The organism is Anaerotardibacter muris (assembly GCF_943192915.1).
Classification (GTDB): domain Bacteria; phylum Actinomycetota; class Coriobacteriia; order Coriobacteriales; family Eggerthellaceae; genus Anaerotardibacter; species Anaerotardibacter muris.
This window is the reverse complement of sequence record NZ_CALPCD010000002.1, coordinates 153,336-170,934: the sequence shown is the minus strand read 5'-3', so window position 1 is coordinate 170,934 and position 17,599 is coordinate 153,336. Positions and strand designations below refer to the sequence as shown.

General features: G+C 52.9%; 13 protein-coding genes. 12 read left to right on the top strand and 1 reads right to left on the bottom strand.

Annotated features, from left to right (window positions below; translation table 11 throughout):
* Window positions 1–199: 199 nt before the first annotated feature.
* The 4 genes from NFR25_RS02695 (at window position 200) to NFR25_RS02680 (ending at window position 5,324) form a co-directional block, all read left to right on the top strand.
* Complete coding sequence (locus tag NFR25_RS02695) at window positions 200–1,369, top strand: acyl-CoA dehydrogenase family protein (RefSeq protein WP_251197710.1); 1,170 nt, start codon at window positions 200–202, stop codon at window positions 1,367–1,369.
* Window positions 1,366–1,611, top strand: a complete 246-nt coding sequence (locus NFR25_RS02690) for a hypothetical protein (protein WP_251197709.1) — start codon at window positions 1,366–1,368, stop codon at window positions 1,609–1,611. The genes NFR25_RS02695 and NFR25_RS02690 overlap by 4 nt, the downstream gene beginning before the upstream one ends.
* Before the next feature lie 495 nt (window positions 1,612–2,106).
* The gene (locus tag NFR25_RS02685) at window positions 2,107–3,432 is read left to right on the top strand and encodes an MFS transporter (RefSeq protein WP_251197708.1); all 1,326 of its coding nucleotides are present in this window, start codon (window positions 2,107–2,109) and stop codon (window positions 3,430–3,432) included.
* Window positions 3,433–4,001: 569 nt separating this feature from the next.
* Window positions 4,002–5,324, top strand: a complete 1,323-nt coding sequence (locus tag NFR25_RS02680) for an MFS transporter (protein WP_251197707.1) — start codon at window positions 4,002–4,004, stop codon at window positions 5,322–5,324.
* 376 nt (window positions 5,325–5,700) lie between these two features.
* On the opposite strand, the gene NFR25_RS02675 is transcribed toward NFR25_RS02680, so the two are convergent.
* The gene (locus NFR25_RS02675; RefSeq protein ID WP_251197706.1) at window positions 5,701–6,354 is read right to left on the bottom strand and encodes a TetR/AcrR family transcriptional regulator C-terminal domain-containing protein; all 654 of its coding nucleotides are present in this window, start codon (window positions 6,352–6,354) and stop codon (window positions 5,701–5,703) included.
* 499 nt (window positions 6,355–6,853) lie between these two features.
* Here NFR25_RS02675 and NFR25_RS02670 point away from each other — a divergent pair, with 499 nt between their 5' ends.
* The 8 genes from NFR25_RS02670 (at window position 6,854) to NFR25_RS02635 (ending at window position 17,399) form a co-directional block, all read left to right on the top strand.
* Window positions 6,854–9,022: an oxidoreductase gene (locus NFR25_RS02670; RefSeq protein WP_251197705.1), complete on the top strand. Its 2,169-nt coding sequence runs from the start codon at window positions 6,854–6,856 to the stop codon at window positions 9,020–9,022.
* Between the two features lie 152 nt (window positions 9,023–9,174).
* Window positions 9,175–10,347 (top strand): acyl-CoA dehydrogenase family protein, encoded by a 1,173-nt coding sequence (locus NFR25_RS02665; protein ID WP_251197704.1) that lies wholly within the window; start codon window positions 9,175–9,177, stop codon window positions 10,345–10,347.
* Window positions 10,348–10,595: 248 nt separating this feature from the next.
* Window positions 10,596–11,381, top strand: coding sequence for an adenine nucleotide alpha hydrolase family protein (locus NFR25_RS02660; protein ID WP_251197703.1), 786 nt, complete (start codon window positions 10,596–10,598; stop codon window positions 11,379–11,381).
* A gap of 3 nt (window positions 11,382–11,384) precedes the next feature.
* Entirely contained in the window at window positions 11,385–12,299 is a 915-nt protein-coding gene (locus NFR25_RS02655; RefSeq protein ID WP_251197702.1) for an electron transfer flavoprotein subunit alpha/FixB family protein, read from the top strand.
* 14 nt (window positions 12,300–12,313) lie between these two features.
* Window positions 12,314–13,459, top strand: coding sequence for an acyl-CoA dehydrogenase family protein (locus NFR25_RS02650; RefSeq protein ID WP_251197701.1), 1,146 nt, complete (start codon window positions 12,314–12,316; stop codon window positions 13,457–13,459).
* 15 nt (window positions 13,460–13,474) lie between these two features.
* A complete protein-coding gene (locus NFR25_RS02645; RefSeq protein WP_251197700.1) occupies window positions 13,475–14,257 on the top strand; it encodes an electron transfer flavoprotein subunit beta/FixA family protein in 783 nt (260 codons plus the stop codon).
* A 28-nt stretch (window positions 14,258–14,285) separates the two neighbouring features.
* Window positions 14,286–15,272 (top strand): electron transfer flavoprotein subunit alpha/FixB family protein, encoded by a 987-nt coding sequence (locus NFR25_RS02640; RefSeq protein WP_251197699.1) that lies wholly within the window; start codon window positions 14,286–14,288, stop codon window positions 15,270–15,272.
* A gap of 111 nt (window positions 15,273–15,383) precedes the next feature.
* Window positions 15,384–17,399: a heterodisulfide reductase-related iron-sulfur binding cluster gene (locus NFR25_RS02635; protein WP_251197698.1), complete on the top strand. Its 2,016-nt coding sequence runs from the start codon at window positions 15,384–15,386 to the stop codon at window positions 17,397–17,399.
* Window positions 17,400–17,599 lie beyond the last annotated feature (200 nt).

The window sequence follows — 17,599 nt, the reverse complement described above, 5'->3', positions numbered from 1 at the left end:
TGAAACTTCAACACACCCTCAATTATACGGAATCGGACGGATCGCTCGTGCTGCGTACTTACTGGAAAGCTCTATAGGTTGCGTCTTGCCAGATGCTCTTTGGACACTCAAGCCGTTTTGGTGCTTCAAAAGAGCGGCGCTATCCTATACGCTACTACTATATTAAATAGGTTATTGAATACACTACAAAAGAGGAACTATGTTTAGCTTTGCTCTTTCACCCGAGCAACAGCGACTCATTGCTGCTTTTCGCAATTTCGGAGAAACGGTCTTCACGCCTGAGCGCGTCTTCCAGTGGAAGCGCGATCAAGGGTTGCCTGACGATGTCGTGAAGGGGTTCACCGATCTTTATTTCAGCTTTGAATCGCCCACGGAGCAGACCTTCGCGCATAACATCATGTCTCAGACGCTCATCCTCGAAGAGCTCTCACGCTGCGCTGGCGCCACTTTGCCATTCCAGAACGATCTGTTCAATCTGCAGATCATGAATTGGTTCGCTGAATCGACCACGTTTTCCGATGCGCTCGAGTTCTATCGCAGGACTGGACGTCTCATGTTCTCGTTCGCCATCTCAGAGCCTACAGCAGGGTCCGATTCCATGGGCATGCAGACCTTCACGAAGACCGTGGATGGCAAGATCATCTTGAATGGCCGGAAGAATTACGTGAACAACGGCGAATATTCTCCCAACATCCTGGTGGCCGCTATCGACAAGGACGAAGAAACGCCAGGGAAGTATCCCGCGCTGGCATTCTGGCTCATCCCGCGCAATCTGCATGGTATCCGTGCGTATCCCATCAATAAGATCGGTCAATCCATGCTGCCCTTTGCGTCGCTTTCCTTCGAAGACGTGGAGCTGAAACCTGAATATCGTCTGAGTGGCAATGAAGGCGGCTTCCGCCAGTTGTTCCGCTTGCTCGAATTTGGCCGCGTGTTCATCTGCGCATCTTCGGTGGGCATGGCCCAAGCCGCCATGGAAGATGCGGTGGCTCACGCTCGCAACCGCACGGCTTTCGGTACGCCCATCAGTCAGTTCCAGCAGATCGAGCAGTTGCTCACCGATATGGAAGTGAGCCTCTATAACATGCGCATGATGCTCTATCGCGCTGTGTGGGATATCGAGAATGACGCATCCAACAAACGTTTGTCAGTGGCGCTCATGAAGCGCTACATTCCCAAGGCCGCGACCGAGGTTGCCAGTAATGCGATGCAGATTCTCGGTGGACTCGGGTATACTGAAGATTCACGAGTAAGTTCCATTTGGGAAGACTGTCGCGGGAACCAGATAGCCCAAGGCACTGACCAGATCATGGTCTACATCTCTGCTCCGCTCATCATGGAAAAGTACGAAAAGGAAGATGTTCAATGAAACAGAGCACTAAGTATTGGATCTATGCGCTCATCATAAATCCTATTACGACCCTCGTCATCATGTATATGTACAACGCTGGCTTCAATCTGCTGAACCTGATCGGCGTGGGCATCATCGGTTACGGTATCTTCCTGTATTTCGTAGTTCAGGCGATCCGTATCGATACGAAAGCGCGACAGGCCTACAAGGCAAAGAAGGGCAAAGGCGGCAAGAAGGGCGGCAAAAAGAAGAAGCGCTAAGCACTTCTCGCTCACTTGCGCATACGCACTGCGCCGCGCCGCAACGTAGCGCACCTCCGAAGAACAGATCTTCAAAGCTTGAGAACCGCAGGTTTGCCCGCGGTTCTCTTTTTGTTTTTCCGTGAACGGGTTCAAAACGTGTTCACGGTTCATTTGAACGCGTCCAAAACACGTTCATTTTTGGACATTAAGTTGATTATGCCCGTCAACAATAGTTTTAGTCTATGAATTATCAGGAACCTATATATAAAATCCAACACGAAAAGCCAAAACGCATAATGAAAAAAGCTCGTCAAGTGGTCAGATTTGCAAACCTGACTATTTTTGAGCAAAAAACCACCCATCAAAATACTATATGGGGGATATTCCCCTGTGGTATCACCTGACGAAATGAACCGAGTACCGCCAGGTGATCTCACAAGCTGTATTGAAAGTAAAGGAAAGTGTGACGTCTTCGCGACATCTGTCGTGGGTCGTCGGAAAGGAAAAGAAGTTATGGCAACAGCTACAACTCAGAAGATGACCGCTCGTCATATTCTCATTGTTCTGACTTGCGTCTTCTGCACCTTTGGCTGCGCAGCTATCACCTTTAGCTGTCCTGGCCTTTGCTATCGTCCGGTAGCAAATTACCTCGGTGTGCAGGTTTCTGACGTGTCGTTCTATATGTCGATCGTTTACTTCGCTGAAGTTATCTTCTCTCCCATCATCGGCGCATTGCTCGAGAAGTTCGACGCACGCATCATCTGCACTATCGCAGCGCTCTTCACTTCTGTGGGTATCGGCGCAATGTCCACCTACACTGAGCTCTGGCAGTGGTACGTCTCTGGCTTCTTCATGGGCATCGGCGAGATCACCCTTCTTTGGCTGATGGTCGCTGGTCTGCTGAACCGCTGGTTCAAGGCTAAGCTTGGTCTCATGCTGGGTATCTCCTATGCAATGACTGGCCTGGGCGGCGCAGTCTTCAACTTCATCGGTCAGTTCATCCTCGGTCCGAACCTGCTCGTTGAAGAGACCTGGCGCGATCTCTACCTGTTCTACGGTATCGCAGCTGCTGTGCTCTCCGTTCCCTTCACCCTGTTCGCCATCCGCTCCTATCCTCAGGATTGCGGTTTGAAGGCATACGGTGCAGAGATCGAAGAGGGCGAAGTCATCGACTCTGCTCATATCGAGCTTCCGGGTATCCCTGCTAAGGTCGCTTACACCAAGTGGTATTTCTGGGTACTCATCATCGCTGGCTGCTTGTTCAACATCGGCGGCATCTATCCGCAGCACTTCACCACCTTCTATCAGACCGTGGTTGCTGTTGATGCTCAAGGCGTCACCATTCCAGACCTTATGATCATGTCCGGCACCCTTGAGGCATGCTGCATGATCGGTATGGCTGTTGGTAAGGTCACCATCGGCGCTATCGAATCCCGTAACGTCACCGTTGCTCTTGCATTCGGTTCTGTTTGCGGTTTCGTCGGTCTGCTGGGCATCTGGTTCGGCGGCATGAACAAGGAGCTCCTGCCCCTGTTCTTCGGCGGCTTCATCTTCGGTATGCTCTATCCGTTGGTTACCACCGTTCTTCCATACCTCACGCGACTCCTGTTCGGTGAGAAGGATTACGACAAGATCTACTCGGTCATCTTGATGCCTGTTAACCTCGTTGGCGCATTCGCTGCTTCTGGTCTGGCTCTTATCTACCAGGGTCCAGGCTGGGATTGGTACTTCATCGTTGGCCTCATCGTTGCAGTTGCCTGCTTCGTCATCGGCTTCATCGTTGTGAAGTGGGGTACCAAGGACTATCGCGGTGACAAGGCTGCAGGTTCTGCTCACTAATATCTGATCGCTTCGATCAAGAGCACCTACTTATTACTGGGTGTCTGGCCTTCGGGCCGGGCACCCAGTTTTCGTATGGGGGGGTAGGAGCGGGGAACTCAAGATCCTCGTGCCCTTGATCGACCGTACTTTGATAGCTCAATCTGCAGGTTTGCATGGGTTCGATGACGATCTTCATAGTGGTTTTGCGCTCGATACATAGGAAAAAGCTTCCGATTATTCGATTCAAAGCCAAAGAAACGAAGAATTCTCAGATTTTTTTCGAGGCCCAAAAAATCGCTCGCGTTTTGAAGGCGAAGAAAAACTGGCAATCTACCTGGTGTTTTATGAGGATGGACATGTTCAAAAAGGGGCATAGTATAACGCGTTCACGGGGAATTTCTATTGGACAAAATTTGATATCTGACCATTTTTGAAGGTGAAATGGAGGCACAAAATACTGGTGAGGGCATTTGTGTGCCCTTGCGTGCAATTGTCCTTAGGGAGAAATTACACCGAGCCTCCCAAAGAATGGTTGCATGTAAAGGAAGCGGGATCGCGCGAGCGGTCCACGAGAAGAAGGAGGGGTTATGGCTGAAAATGTTAAAGAACAGAAGTTTACAGTTCGTCATTTCTTGGTTCTGTTTACTTGCATGATTTGTATCTTTACATCTAGTGCTATCACCTTCAGCTGCCCGGGTCTGGCTTATCGTCCAGTCGCGATGCAGTTCGGAGTTCAGGTCTCCGACGTTTCTCTCTACATGTCCATTGTTTACATTTGCGAAGTTATCTTCTCGCCAATCGTCGGTGTATTGCTCGAGAAGTTTGACGTTCGTATCATCTGCACCCTTGCAGGTGTCTGCGCAACTGGCGCATATTTCTGCATGTCGCAGAACACTGCAATTTGGATGTGGTACGTTGAGGCTATCTTCATCGGCTTCTCCCAGATCACTCTGCTCTGGCTGATGACTGCTGGTGTTCTTGGCCGTTGGTTTAAGAAAAAGCTCGGTTTCGCACTCGGTCTTTCCTACGCAATGACTGGTGCAGGTGGCGCTGTCTTGAACATCGTTGGTCAGTTCGTTCTCGGCCCGAACCTGTTGGTCGAGGATACCTGGCGTAACCTCTACATGGTGTTCGGCGCACTCTGCCTCGTAGGCACCATTCCTTGGACCGCACTCTGCCTCCGCAACGCTCCTGAGGACGTTGGACTGAAGGCATACGGTGCACCTATCGCTGCAGGCGAAGTCATCGACGACGAAGACATTCACCTGAAGGGTATGGAGCCCAAGGTCGCTTACACCCGTTGGTACTTCTACGTACTCATCATCGCGGGCTGCTTGATGAACATCTGCGGTATCTACCCGCAGCACTACACCAACTTCTATCAGGGCGTTGTTGCTGTTATCCCGGGTACCCAGGATGCAATTCCTGAGCTCATGATCATGTCCGGTACTCTGGAGGCATTCTCCATGGTCGGTATGATGATCGGTAAGATTTGTACTGGTATCTTCGAGTCCAAGTCTGTTCAGCTCGCTCTTATCGTTGGTGTCGTTACTGGTATCCTTGGTATCTGCGGCATCTGGTTCGGCGGCTACAACAAGATCCTCCCGATCCTCTTCGGTGGCGGTCTTATCTACGGCTTCATCTACGCGTTCGTTACAACGTTGTTGCCGTACCTTACCCGTCAGATCTTTGGCGACTTGCACTATGACAAGATCTACTCTGTCATCCTGATTCCTGTCAACCTGGTCGGCGGCTTCGCTGCATCTGGTCTGGCACTTATCAACCAGTCGTTCGGATGGGACTTCTTCTTCATCCTGGACATCATCGTCATGATTCTGATCTACGTCCTCTGTACTGCATGCTATGGTGCAGGTAAGAGGGACGCAGCTGATAAGTTCGTTACCAACTAATCGAATTTATCGAACAGTCTGAGAGAGACTAACCTGAATCAAAGGAGGGCACCCGCAGGGGTGCTCTTCTTTTTTGCATTTTGAAGCATTCGCATCGTGCTCGATTGTCATATTGAGAATCTGCTGGAGTGCTGCGGCTGCAAGGTGGTCGTCCATAACTTAGCCCGCTGGCGCTGTTCGCCTTCGGCTCATGCGCTGCACTGCCTCATGCATTATCACGCGGATCAATCTGCGATTGATCCTGGTCCTTTAAATTTGTGTTCAGAGTAAGTTATGCACGCTCACCTTACAGCCGCAGCACCGTGCACGGGTAAAAAAAGGGACAGTTTCGGGACCAGCCCCAAGGTGTTCTAAAAAGGTTTGCGGTGGGAGGGGATTAGAGGTTACGACGAAGCTGGGCTTCTTTGATCTCCATCTCGAGCGAGCTGTGAATGAGATTCGAGAATGGACCTGCGTTGCTGATAAGGTGCTTCACCACAGGCTGGTCGCATTTGCGGATGAAGTAGTACAAGAACGCGCAGGTATAAAATTCGCTCAAGAACTCGATATTCTCTTCTGGCAGATAGCGATTCGCCAAGATGATGTCGATGTCATTCTTGAGCGCGGGCAGATACAGGTCATAGAGATAGTTGCGCAATGCATGCGGGCCCGTTTCGAGCAGCGCTTGAGTGTAGAATGTACGGCGCTTTTCCAGAACGCTTGCGAAAACATCGAAGAACTTGGAATGGTCCAGCGATCGCACACCTGATTTCTGCGTGATATAGAAGGGGAACTGCGAGACGGAGTCTTCGCTGGGCTCTTCGTAGACCAGGATGCTCTCGGGGAACTTGCGCTGGAGCGCCTGACCAAGATCATAGCGGAACTTCCAGATGATCAGCGCTTCTTTATCAACGAAGTGATAGTAGAAGGTCTTGCGGTTCTTATTGGTGCGCGCCACGATGTCCGAGATGGATACCTTCTTCAAGGGCATTTCATCGCACAGCTCTACGAACGCGTCAGCGATGAGCAATTTCGTATCAAGTGGCCCCATATGGCCGCCCTTCCTTAAAGAGGCGTGTGGTTCATGCGGGAGCTTGCTTGGAAGCGATACTCTGTTTCGCCTGATGAAAGATACGAACTAGAATACGCGCACAGGAAGTGCTGCCCGTTTGCATCATTATAGTCATCTAGGCTAATTGGTCAAATTTGAAAAATTGTGTAGAAGCCAAAAAATCGATAAGCAACCATTGATAGGTATTTCCAAGCCAGTAGCATCAACGCCGAATGAAAAAACTCATAAATCTTACCTATGGACCAACAAAAAAATCATAATGTCCATCGATAAACGTAACAACTGCTTTACAATACTTATAGCAGAGGAGCTGACTAACCATCCGTCATTACTGATAAAAACAGTTTTATGTATGAACGATGGCCGAAAGTAGTAGGTCATGGTTCAATACGCGCCTAAACCGTTTATGTCAGTAATAACGATGGAGCTCTAAAGGAATAACGAGTGGTACACATGTTCTGTAGAAAGGGGCTGTGCAGTGAAATACGAGGCACTTACCACGCCGTTCAAAATCGGCAACGTAGAAATTCGTAACCGTTTCGTCATGCTGCCAATGACTATCGAGAAGACCGATAACTATGCCATTGGTGACGACCTGGTCGACTTCTACGAGCAGCGCGCAATCGGTGGAGCTGGTCTTATCGAGATCGGTTCTTGCTATGTTTGCGACTGTTTTGACACCCATCCGAAATACCACACCACCACTGGTGCGTGCGGTGTATGGGACGACTGCTTTATCCCTGGTCTTACCCGCACCGCTGAGGCTTGCCACAAGCATGGTGCAAAGCTCGCAGCTCAGCTGCAGCTCTGCTACGAGTGGCGCCCCGACGGAAAGTCCGAGCTGCTCAGCTACGCTCCTTCTAAGGACGTTGTCTCTGGTCCGTTCGTAGGCATGCCAGAGCGCGAATTCACCAAAGAAGAGATCCAGCTCGTCGTCAAGCAGTACGGCGAAGCTGCAAAGCGCTGCCAGACCGCAGGCATCGACATCATCGAGATCCACGCTGGTATCGGTTACATGGTCATGCGCTTCATCTCCAAGTACTCCAACCATCGTACCGACGAGTACGGCGGATCCACTGAGAATCGCTGCCGTCTGCTCACCGACATCATCGATGAGATCCATCGTGTATGCGGCGAAGACTACCCGATCCTCATTCGTTATTCTGCAGACGACCTCATGCCAGGTGGTCAGCGTCTCGAAGACCTCAAGGAGGTCATCGAAGTCGTCGAGAAGCACGGCGTTGACGCATGGTCCATCCAGGCTGGCTTCCATGAGGCTCCTCGTCCTGTTGCTAACCAGCTTGTTCCAGAAGGCGAGTTCATCTACCTTTCCAAGGCTGCAAAGCAGTACACCAAGCTTCCTACCTTCCCTGGTACCCGTATCAATCACCTCGATGTTTGCGAAAAGATCATCGAAGACGGTTCTGGCGACGCTGTTGGTATGGCTCGTCACTGGATCGCTGAGCCCGAGATCGGCCTCAAGGTCAAGGAAAACCGTGCTAACGAGGTCCGTCCTTGCATCGTTTGCTCGCGCTGCCTCGACAACATCTTCGTTGGTAAGCCCTGCAAGTGCTCGGTCAACGCTAACGTCTACTTCTCCCAGTATGGTCTGCCTGAGGACCACAAGGTAAGTGGCGACGAGGCAAAGAAGAAGATCCTCATCATCGGTGCTGGTCCTTCTGGTCTTGAAGCTGCTCGTACCATGCGCATGCGTGGCTATGTCAACGTCACCGTTGTCGATCAGAAGAAGAAGGCTTGCGGTCTTCTGAACCTCGCTCAGGTTCTTAATGACGAACTGCCTCCTATGGTCGATTGGTACAACGAAGAGATCAAGCGCCTCAACATCGATGTGCGCCTGAACACTCCTGTTACCACCGCTTACATCAAGGACTTCGGCGCTGACGAGGTCATCCTCGCTGTTGGTCCTGAGACCGTTTCCCCGAACGTTCCTGGCAAGGACAACAAGAACGTCATCGATTCCCACGCACTGAAGGGTCTCGTTGAAGGCCAGGGCACCCCGGGTAAGGGCGCTATGTGGGGTCTGTCCTGCTTCGGCATGGGCATCCTCGGCGCACCGCTGGGTCTCATGAAGTGGGGCATCGGCACCCACCTGCTCGTTGGCAAGCGTCTTGCTGTCATCGGCGGCGGCTTCGCTGGCATCGAAGTTGCTTCTTCCATGAACGAAGGCCGTGAGGTCACCGTTATCGAAGAGGCTAAGAAGGCTGGCGCAGAGATCGGCATCATCGACCGTAATCCTGAGCTGCGTAAGCTCAAGAGCGAAGGTGTTAAGATTCTCACCTCCACCAAGGTCAAGGAATACAACAAAGAAGGCGTTGTATGTGAGGATGAAGAGGGTAAGGTATTCACCGTTCCCGCTGACACCATCATCACGGGCACCAAGTGCGTCGACAACACCGACTTCTACGATGAGCTTCGTGGCATTGTCGAAGAAGGCCACCTGCACCTCATCGGTAATGCATCACCGCACACCACCTGGGCTGGCGTTGGTCCGCACGATCCTTATAAGACCGAAGAGTATAAGCGTCTTCTCGAGGCTGTACGTGACGGTTATCTGATCGGTATGACCATCAACGAGGAGATCCCTGTTGACATGCAGGCTGCTCCTGGTCCTGACGTAACTGTCTAAACCGTAACTGGCTAAATCTGGTTACACGGGGATATATCCCCAGGTCGAAAGACCAAGCACTAGTTGATCTTAAGCGGGCAGTGTTGGAGCTCTGCCCGCCATAAGATAAGAAGTAAGGTTCAAGAGGAAAGATTTCCTGAAGGAGGAAAAGTATGCTTAGTTATAGCTACTCTGATGAGCAGAAGCTGCTGCGTGAGAACATCCGCAAGTGGGGTAAAGAACATCTTCCCGAGGAGAAGATGGCAGAGGCTTACAAGAACCGTGGCATCGACCAGGCAATTGCTAAGTCTTGGGTAGACGAGGGCTTTGGTAAGCTCGGTATTCCTGCTGAGTACGGCGGAACCCCCTGCGATCATGTCACCATGGCTATTGCCATCGAAGAGCTTTGCCACATCGGTGGTAACGTCCCTATGGCTCCAAACCTGTTGATCATGTTCGACGTTTGCGAATTCGGTACCGAAGAGCAGATCAAGTATGCTTGCGACTTCTACTATGAGAACGGTTACCCTCCCTACTGCCTCGCTATTTCCGAGCCAGAAGCAGGTTCCGCAAACATCTACATGACCACTACTGCTAAGAAGATCGGCGACGGCAAGGTCGAGATCAACGGCACCAAGACCTGGGTTACCTTTGCAGAGCATGCAAACGGCTTCATCGTAGTTTGCAAGGACGAGGATCCTTCTCCTGAGAACAAGTCCATGTCCATGTATCTGGTCGACAAGGACACCCCTGGTGTTGTCCTCGAGCCGCTCAACAAGATCGGCATGCAGATCAACCCCTTCGCTATGGTTCACTTCAACAACGTTATCGTTAACGAGTCGGACCTCCTCGGTGAAGAGGGCAAGGGCTTCTTGCAGCTCATGAAGAACTTCGAGTGGGAGCGTTGCGTTCTCCTCGCAGAGCTTCTCGGTGAGGCTCAGGCAGCAATGGACGACGCTTGCGCTTGGACCAACGAGCGTCAGCAGTTCGGCGTCGGCATCAAGACCTTCCAGCTCGTTCAGGAGCACATCGTCGAGATGCAGATCGCTCTGACCAACACCCGTAACTTCCTGTATCGTACCTGCTGGAAGCTCGACAACGGCATTCCGGTCAACAACGACGCAGCTATGCTGAAGCGCTATGGTGCACCTGCTCTTACCGACGTTTGCTCCCGTGCTCTCCAGCTCATGGGTGGCCTCGGCTACACCGACGCAACTCGCGTTTCTCGCCTGATGCTCGACTGCCGTGGTTTCCAGATCGGTGGCGGCACCGTCGAGATCATGGTCCACATCGCTGGCCGTGGCATCCTCAAAGAGTATGCAAAGGGCAACCAGGACGAACTGTAAGCCTTTTTAGCTTCTCACATAGGGATTATGAAGGAGGAAGGGGCAACTCTTCCTCCTTTGTTTTTCGATAGGGTTTAGAAAGCTGCATTGAACGGGCATTTCGCTTTGCTTGGCTTTTATGTCAAGCGCCAGGTTCATGTTCGATTCTCAATGGCGTTCTCTAAGGTTTATCGTATGCTTTGCTATTGTTCTCGTTGGTCTTTCGTATTCGCACGAATGCACCAGAATCTGAATCTAAGAGGAGATGCATGAACGTTCTCGTTTGTTTCAAGTCGGTCTATGATGATGTGGCTATCCGCACCAATTCCGACAAGACCCTCGACTACCAAGCTGTTCCCCATATCGTTTCGCTCTATGACCTGAATGCGATCGAAGCTGCTGCTCAGTTCGTGGAGGCAGATCCTGAAGATCGTAACCTCATCGCATTAACGGTGGGCGATACCAAGATCCATGACACCACCATGCGCAAGAACGTCGCTGCTCGTGGTGCGAGCGAAGTGTATTTGGTCATGGATGATGCACTGGAAGATGCAGAAACGCACCAGACCGCTCAGGCGGTGGCGGCAGCTGTGAAAAAGATCGGCGATATCGATCTGATCATCTGCGGTGATGGTTCTGCAGACGTATATGCTCACCAGATGGGCATCCAGCTGGGAGAGATCTTGGGCATTCCCAATGTGAATGCTGTCATTGACTTCAAGGCCGAAGGAAATACCATCAAAGTAACGCGCGAGCTGGATGAAGAGATAGAGCACATCGAGGTGCAGACCCCGGCTGTTCTCTCGGTGCTCTCGGACATGGCGCAGCCGCGAATCTGCCAGGTGAAGGACATCATGACCGCGGGTCGTAAGCCCGTTCATGAATTGACGCTGGCGGATATCCAGTGCGAACTTCCCGCGGCTCAATATCAGATCTTGGAAACTAAGGTTCCTGAACCCACGCCACGCAAGATGGTGTTCTTCGAGGCGACCGATGAAGGAATCGATCAGTTCATCGAACAGGTCCACACCTACCTGACCACGGAAGGGGCATAAGCGATGAAGATCTTCGTTATCGCAGAACGCGAACAGCCCGTGAGCGAGCTTTGCGCTGGTGCGCGTCAGTTCGCTGAAGAGGTCGATCTGGTGGCGCTCCCCACCACGCAGGTGGTGGACGGTGTGGCCGACAAGGTCTATCGTCTTGAGGTTCCTGAAGGCCGCATGATGGAAGATGCATACGTTGCCTTGGCGAATCTGATCGAGCAAGAAAGACCGGACGCGGTGTTCGCTGAATCTTCGCGCCGTATCCAACTATTGTTGGGCAGAACGGCGGCACGCGTGGGTGGCAGCGTGATATCGAACGTGAACGCGATGCCAGGCGCAAAAGAAGCCAGCACCATGTATTTCGGTGGTCTGGCGAATCGTAAGTACAAGGGTGAAGACGGTACCACCTCGTTCTTCTTCGTGCGTCCAGCAACATTTCCTGATGCAGAACCTAGTGGCAACAACGTTGAGGTGATGGTGCCTTTCGTTGAGCCCTCCTACGAGGTCAAACGCACCGAGGTAGGCCCGCGCGTCAAGGGCGATGTCGACCTGCCCAGCGCCAAGCGCATCGTCAGCGTTGGCCGCGGCATCAAAGAAGAGAAGGACTTGGATATGGTGCGTGAGCTCTGTTCGCTCATCGATGCTGAACTGGGTTGTTCTCGCTCCATCTATGAAGCCGAGAACTGGCTTCCTAAAGAAGCGCTCGTAGGTATTTCGGGCAGTACGGTGGTTCCCGATCTGTATCTGACGCTCGGTATTTCGGGCCAGGCACAGCACATGGTCGCTTGCGATGGCGCCACTACCATCATGTGCGTGAACACCGATCCCTACGCGCTCATCTTCGAGCATTCTGACTACGGCAGCAAAGCCGATCTCTATACCGTTGTTCCCCGGATGATCGAATACTTCAAAGCGCATCCGCTCAAGTAACCAAAGGAGTTTCCATGTACGAACTGCAAGAAGAAGAGCGCATGATCTTGTCGATGGTGGACAGTGTGTGCACCGATATCATCGCTGATCGCGCGGCGGAGATCGACGAGCAGGACGAGTTTCCGCAGGATATCTACGATGTACTGGCTGAACAGGGCTTGTTCGGTCTTGCGATGCCTGAAGAACAGGGCGGTTTCGCGGTGAGCGTGAACTGCTGGGCTCAGTGCGTGGCGCGCCTAGCTGAAGAGTCGCCGGCGGTGGCCTTGATGTTGTTCGTAGCTGCGATCGGAGCTGATGCCATCATGACCTATGGCACCGATGAGCAGAAGAATACCTACTTGCCCGAGATCATCGCGGGCGAGAAGAAGATCAGCTTCGCGATGACCGAACCCAATGCAGGATCGGATGTGTGGTCGCTCACCACCAGCGCTAAGCCTACTGAGAATGGCTATGTGATCAGCGGCAACAAGATGTTCATCTCAAATGCTGAAGTAGCCGACCTGTTCTGCGTGTTCGCACAGGTGGATGTGGATGGCGAAAGGAAGCCTGCAGCATTCATCGTTGACGCACATGATGAAAGGGTAGTGATCAGCGCGCACGAGCAGAAGCTCGGTCTTCATGGCTCTCCCACGTGTCCTATCTTCTTCGATAAGGTTGAAGTAGCCAGTGATGCGCTCATCGGTGAAGTCGGCCAGGGTGCCCAGATCGCGTTCCATGCGCTCAATCGCGGACGTATAGCGCTGGCGGCAACGGCGCTTGGCATCACGCGCGCCAGTTTGAAGGCTTCGGCAACGTATGCGGAAGGTCGCAAGCAGTTCGGTCAGCCTGTGTTCGACTTCGAAGCGGTCTCGTTCATGTTGGCCGACATGCGCATCGCGGCAACAGCTTCGCATGGTCTGATCGATGACGCTATCGATGCATTCGTGAACGATGCGCGCGATGTGAAGGAACGCGTGGCAGCAGCCAAGGTGTTCTGCTCGGATGCGGCCCAGCAGGCTGCTACCAATGCGGTGCAGATCCATGGTGGCTATGGCTTCTGCAAGGAGTATCCTGTCGAGCGTTACTATCGCGACGCTAAGGCATTCACCATCCTTGGCGGCACCAACCAGATCCAGCGCCGCATCATCGCCGATGAAGTTCGCAAGCAATTCGCGCTCTAACCAAAGGAGTTTGACTTGAAGATAGCAGTTTGTGTAAAGCAGACCATCGACACTGAAGCGGTCATCACGCTCGATGCGGATGGCCAGGTAGTGACCGATGGTGCTGCGCTCATCATCGACCCCTACGCGGAATTCGCGGTCGAGAAGGCCGTACAGCTGAAAGAAGCAAACGGTGGGGAAGTGGTCGTGGTCACCGTCGGTACGCAAGACGATGTACCAGCCATTCGCCATGCGCTCTCCATGGGTGCAGATCGAGCGATCCTTATCGAAGACGCGAACATCGACACCACCAACCCGCTTGCTAAGGCGCGTATCCTTGCGGCAGTCCTTGAAGCAGAGCAGCCCGATATCATCATGGGCGGCTACAAGTCTGGCGACACGGGTCAAGCACAGACGCTTCCACGTGTGGCGGCCATCATGGGAATTCCTCAGGTAGGTTGGATCACTGGCCTGGAGCTGGAGGGCGAAACCGCGTTGGTCGATCATGAGCTGGACGACGGTGTTGAACGCGTGTCGGTGGCGCTCCCTGCACTCTTCACTGCACAGCAAGGCTTGGCTGAACCACGCTATCCTACTGTGCGTGACATCATGCAGTCCAAGAAGAAGCCGATCGATACCAAGGATCTTGCTGCTATCGGCATCGATCCTTCTTTGGTTGGGCCAGCCGCTGCTCAGGTAGTAGTGAAGTCATACGCCTTGAAGCCTGAGCGTGAAGGCGGTCGCATCGTTGAAGGCGATGTGCCTGATGCAGTTGCAGAAACGGCAGGCTTGTTGGCAAGCGAAGCAAAAGTGCTCTAAACACAATTCCCTAAGCGTGGAGGAAACTATGGCAACCATTTGGGTCTTTGCAGAATATAAAGATGGTGTGATCGGTAAGGTCACGTTCGAAGCAGTGAGCGAAGCGCGCCGTTTGGCTGATGCGCAGGGCAAAACGGTGAGCGTGGTGGTCTTCGGCAGCAATGTGGACGATGCCGCGTTAGCACCACTGGCACAGTACGGCGCTGATCAGGTGATCGTGGTTGACGATCCAGCGCTGGCTGAATACACCGTTGACGCCTATGCGGCAGCACTTGATGGGCTGATCGAGGCTCACCATCCAGACACTATCATGTTCGTGGCATCCAGTACGGGCCAAGACATCGCACCCGTAGTGGCGCAGCACCAGAATGCTGGCCTCATCTCTGAGATCGTGGCTATCGAGGACGAAGGCGGCCAGCCGGTATACGTGCGCGCACCCTATTCTGGCAAGATCCTGGAGAAGTGCGCGTTTACGAACAATGACGATCTGAATATCGTTACGTTGCGCCCCAAGGCATTCACCATCGCAGAGCCAAATACGAGCCGCACCGCTACCATCGTGCGCGAGGCTCCAGCGGGCTTTGGTAACATTCGCCAGATCGTGAAGGACGTGCTGCGCGTGGCATCTGATCGCGTTGATCTGCGCGACGCAGAATTCATCGTGTCTGGTGGTCGTGGCGTGAAAGGCCCCGAAGGCTTCCAGGTGCTCGAGCAGCTGGCCGATGAGCTGGGCGCTGCCGTTGGTGCATCGCGTGTAGCCGTCGAGCAAGGTTGGATCGACAAGCAGTTCCAGGTGGGCCAGACTGGCAAGATCGTGGCTCCGCAGCTCTATATTGCATGCGGTATCTCGGGCTCCATCCAGCATCAGGCAGGCATGGGTCAGTCGCAATGCATCGTGGCGATCAACAACGACCCCGAAGCAGACATCTTCCGCATTGCCGACTATGGCATTGTGGCGGACCTGTTCGAAGTGGTGCCGCTGATGACCGAAGAAGTTAAGAAGCTGAAAGCGTAAGCGCTGGCCACCATAAGCCTTGGGTAGCGTTCGCGCGTGAGCGCACCCTGAGCAACGCAAGGCACTAGCCACTATCTCTCCCGAAACTAACGCTGAAGATAAAGGAGCACCATGCAAGAAGCAACACGCGAGCTTTATTGGAACATCCCAAGCCATTGGTTCATGTATGTCCTGTTCGTAGGTGTGGTCGTCTGCTTCGCGATCTTCTTCTATCGTCGTTATCGCCTTTGGAAACTGGGCGCTCCCGAAGAGCTTTCAGATCATAAGAGCGAGCGTTTCTTCGGCGCGTTCAAGGAAGTGTTCACCCAAAAGCGTGTGGTGCGTAAGAAGTCTTCGGGCATCATGCATCTATTCATCTTTTGGGGCATGCTGTTCTTGCTGGTGGCGACTACGCTCGTGGCGCTGCAAGACCACTTCGGTATCCCTATTCTCTATGGCGACTTCTACCTGTATTTCATATCGCTTGGCATCGATCTGGCAGGTTTGGTCTGCATCGTTGGCGTGATCATTGCGCTGGTGCGCCGCGCGGCGAAGATCAACAGTAACCTGGAGACTAACACTGCCGATATCGTATGGCTGGCATTGCTGCTGGTCATCTTGCTCTCTGGTTTCGCAACGGAAGGGTTGCGCATCGTTGGCACGAACGACCCGTGGGCCATCTGGTCGCCCGTGGGTTATGTGTTCGCGCTCATGTTCTCGGGCATGAGCCCTGAAGCGCTCTCTCTCACGCATCAGATCATCTGGTGGGGCCATCTGGTGTTGGCATTCGCGTTCTTGGCGTTCTTCACCTATAGCAAGATGGCGCATGTGTTGTTCATCCCTGGCAACTACTACTATCGTTCGCTGAAGCCCGCGGGCACGCTCGAGCCCATCGACTTCGAAGACGAAGAACTTGAGACCATGGGCGTGCGCACACTGGAGGAATATACCTGGAAGGACTTGCTCGATGCGCAAGCGTGCATCAAGTGCGGCCGCTGTCAGGAGAATTGTCCCGCTTACCTGAGCGGCAAAGAACTTTCACCCATGCGTTTCATCCAGAATATGGCAGCGCAGAACCTCGAGCGCGGCAAGATCTTGCTGAAAGTGCCTGAAGATGCGCGCACCGAAGAGCAACAGACACTGCTCGAAGAGGGCGTGGTAGGCACCGTGATCTCGGAAGAGGCTCTGTGGCAGTGCACCACCTGCCGCAGTTGTTCAGAAGAATGTCCCGCGCGTGTGGTCCATCCTGAAAAGGACATCAAGGCACGTACCTACCAGGTATGCATGGAAAGCGCATTCCCACCCGAAGCTCAGCAGACGTTCCGCAATTTGGAGACCAATGGCAATCCGTGGGGCATCGGTTGGCAGAAGCGCACCGAGTGGACCAAGGATCTGGATGTACCCACTATCGAAGAGAATCCAAATGCGGAATATCTTTACTGGCCTGGTTGCTCAGGTGCTTACGATGCGCGCAGTCGTAAGGTCTCGACCGCCTTCGTGCAGTTAATGAAGCAGGCGGGTGTGGATTTTGCCATCTTAGGCAATGCCGAGAAATGCTGCGGCGATTCGGCTCGTCGCTTGGGCAACGAATACGTCTACTATATGCTCGCGCAAGAGAACATCGAGACGCTCAAACAGGCGGGCGTGAAGAAGATCGTCACGCAGTGCCCGCATTGTTTGCAGGCGCTTTCGGTGGATTATCCGCAGATGGGTGGCAACTTCGAAGTGCTGCATCATTCGGAATTGCTGGCGCAGCTGATCGCAGAAGGCAAGCTGAAGGCAGGCTCGTGCGAGTATGCGCAGGTCACTTATCATGATTCGTGCTATCTGGGTCGTTATCATGGTCAGTACGATGCACCGCGCAACGTACTGAAGCAGGGTGCTGGTGCGCAGTTGGTGGAAATGGAGCGCAATGAATCCAAGAGCTTCTGCTGCGGTGCCGGCGGTGGTCATATGTGGCTGGAAGAGCCACAGGGCACCAAGATCAACGACATGCGTGCCGAACAAGCGCTTCAGACCAAGGCTGATGCACTCGTTACCGCATGCCCGTTCTGCCTGACCATGCTAACTGACGGCGTTGCTGCCCACGATTCCCAAATGCCCGTGAAGGATCTTGCTGAAGTTTTGGCTGAAGCCCAATTTGAATAACTAAAGGCACCTTTCACGAAAACCGTTCATTCCATGTTCACTTGGACTTTACTTGGAGTGAATGTTAAGGGTTCGAACTCCAATACCCTGCTTTAGGTTTTGTAGATTCGCCGCGCTAGATCGTTGTTCCGAATAGCATTGCACCTTATCAAAGCTTTAAAAATATGCTATATTTTTAAAGCTTTGTGGTTATGGCTTAA

What these genes read in the sequence shown, in the direction of transcription:
- NFR25_RS02695 (WP_251197710.1), top strand. Translation starts at nt 200, where the DNA reads ATGTTTAGCTTTGCTCTTTCACCCGAGCAACAGCGACTCATTGCTGCT.
- NFR25_RS02690 (WP_251197709.1), top strand. Translation starts at nt 1,366, where the DNA reads ATGAAACAGAGCACTAAGTATTGGATCTATGCGCTCATCATAAATCCT.
- NFR25_RS02685 (WP_251197708.1), top strand. Translation starts at nt 2,107, where the DNA reads ATGGCAACAGCTACAACTCAGAAGATGACCGCTCGTCATATTCTCATT.
- NFR25_RS02680 (WP_251197707.1), top strand. Translation starts at nt 4,002, where the DNA reads ATGGCTGAAAATGTTAAAGAACAGAAGTTTACAGTTCGTCATTTCTTG.
- NFR25_RS02675 (WP_251197706.1), bottom strand. Translation starts at nt 6,354, where the DNA reads ATGGGGCCACTTGATACGAAATTGCTCATCGCTGACGCGTTCGTAGAG.
- NFR25_RS02665 (WP_251197704.1), top strand. Translation starts at nt 9,175, where the DNA reads ATGCTTAGTTATAGCTACTCTGATGAGCAGAAGCTGCTGCGTGAGAAC.
- NFR25_RS02660 (WP_251197703.1), top strand. Translation starts at nt 10,596, where the DNA reads ATGAACGTTCTCGTTTGTTTCAAGTCGGTCTATGATGATGTGGCTATC.
- NFR25_RS02655 (WP_251197702.1), top strand. Translation starts at nt 11,385, where the DNA reads ATGAAGATCTTCGTTATCGCAGAACGCGAACAGCCCGTGAGCGAGCTT.
- NFR25_RS02650 (WP_251197701.1), top strand. Translation starts at nt 12,314, where the DNA reads ATGTACGAACTGCAAGAAGAAGAGCGCATGATCTTGTCGATGGTGGAC.
- NFR25_RS02640 (WP_251197699.1), top strand. Translation starts at nt 14,286, where the DNA reads ATGGCAACCATTTGGGTCTTTGCAGAATATAAAGATGGTGTGATCGGT.
- NFR25_RS02635 (WP_251197698.1), top strand. Translation starts at nt 15,384, where the DNA reads ATGCAAGAAGCAACACGCGAGCTTTATTGGAACATCCCAAGCCATTGG.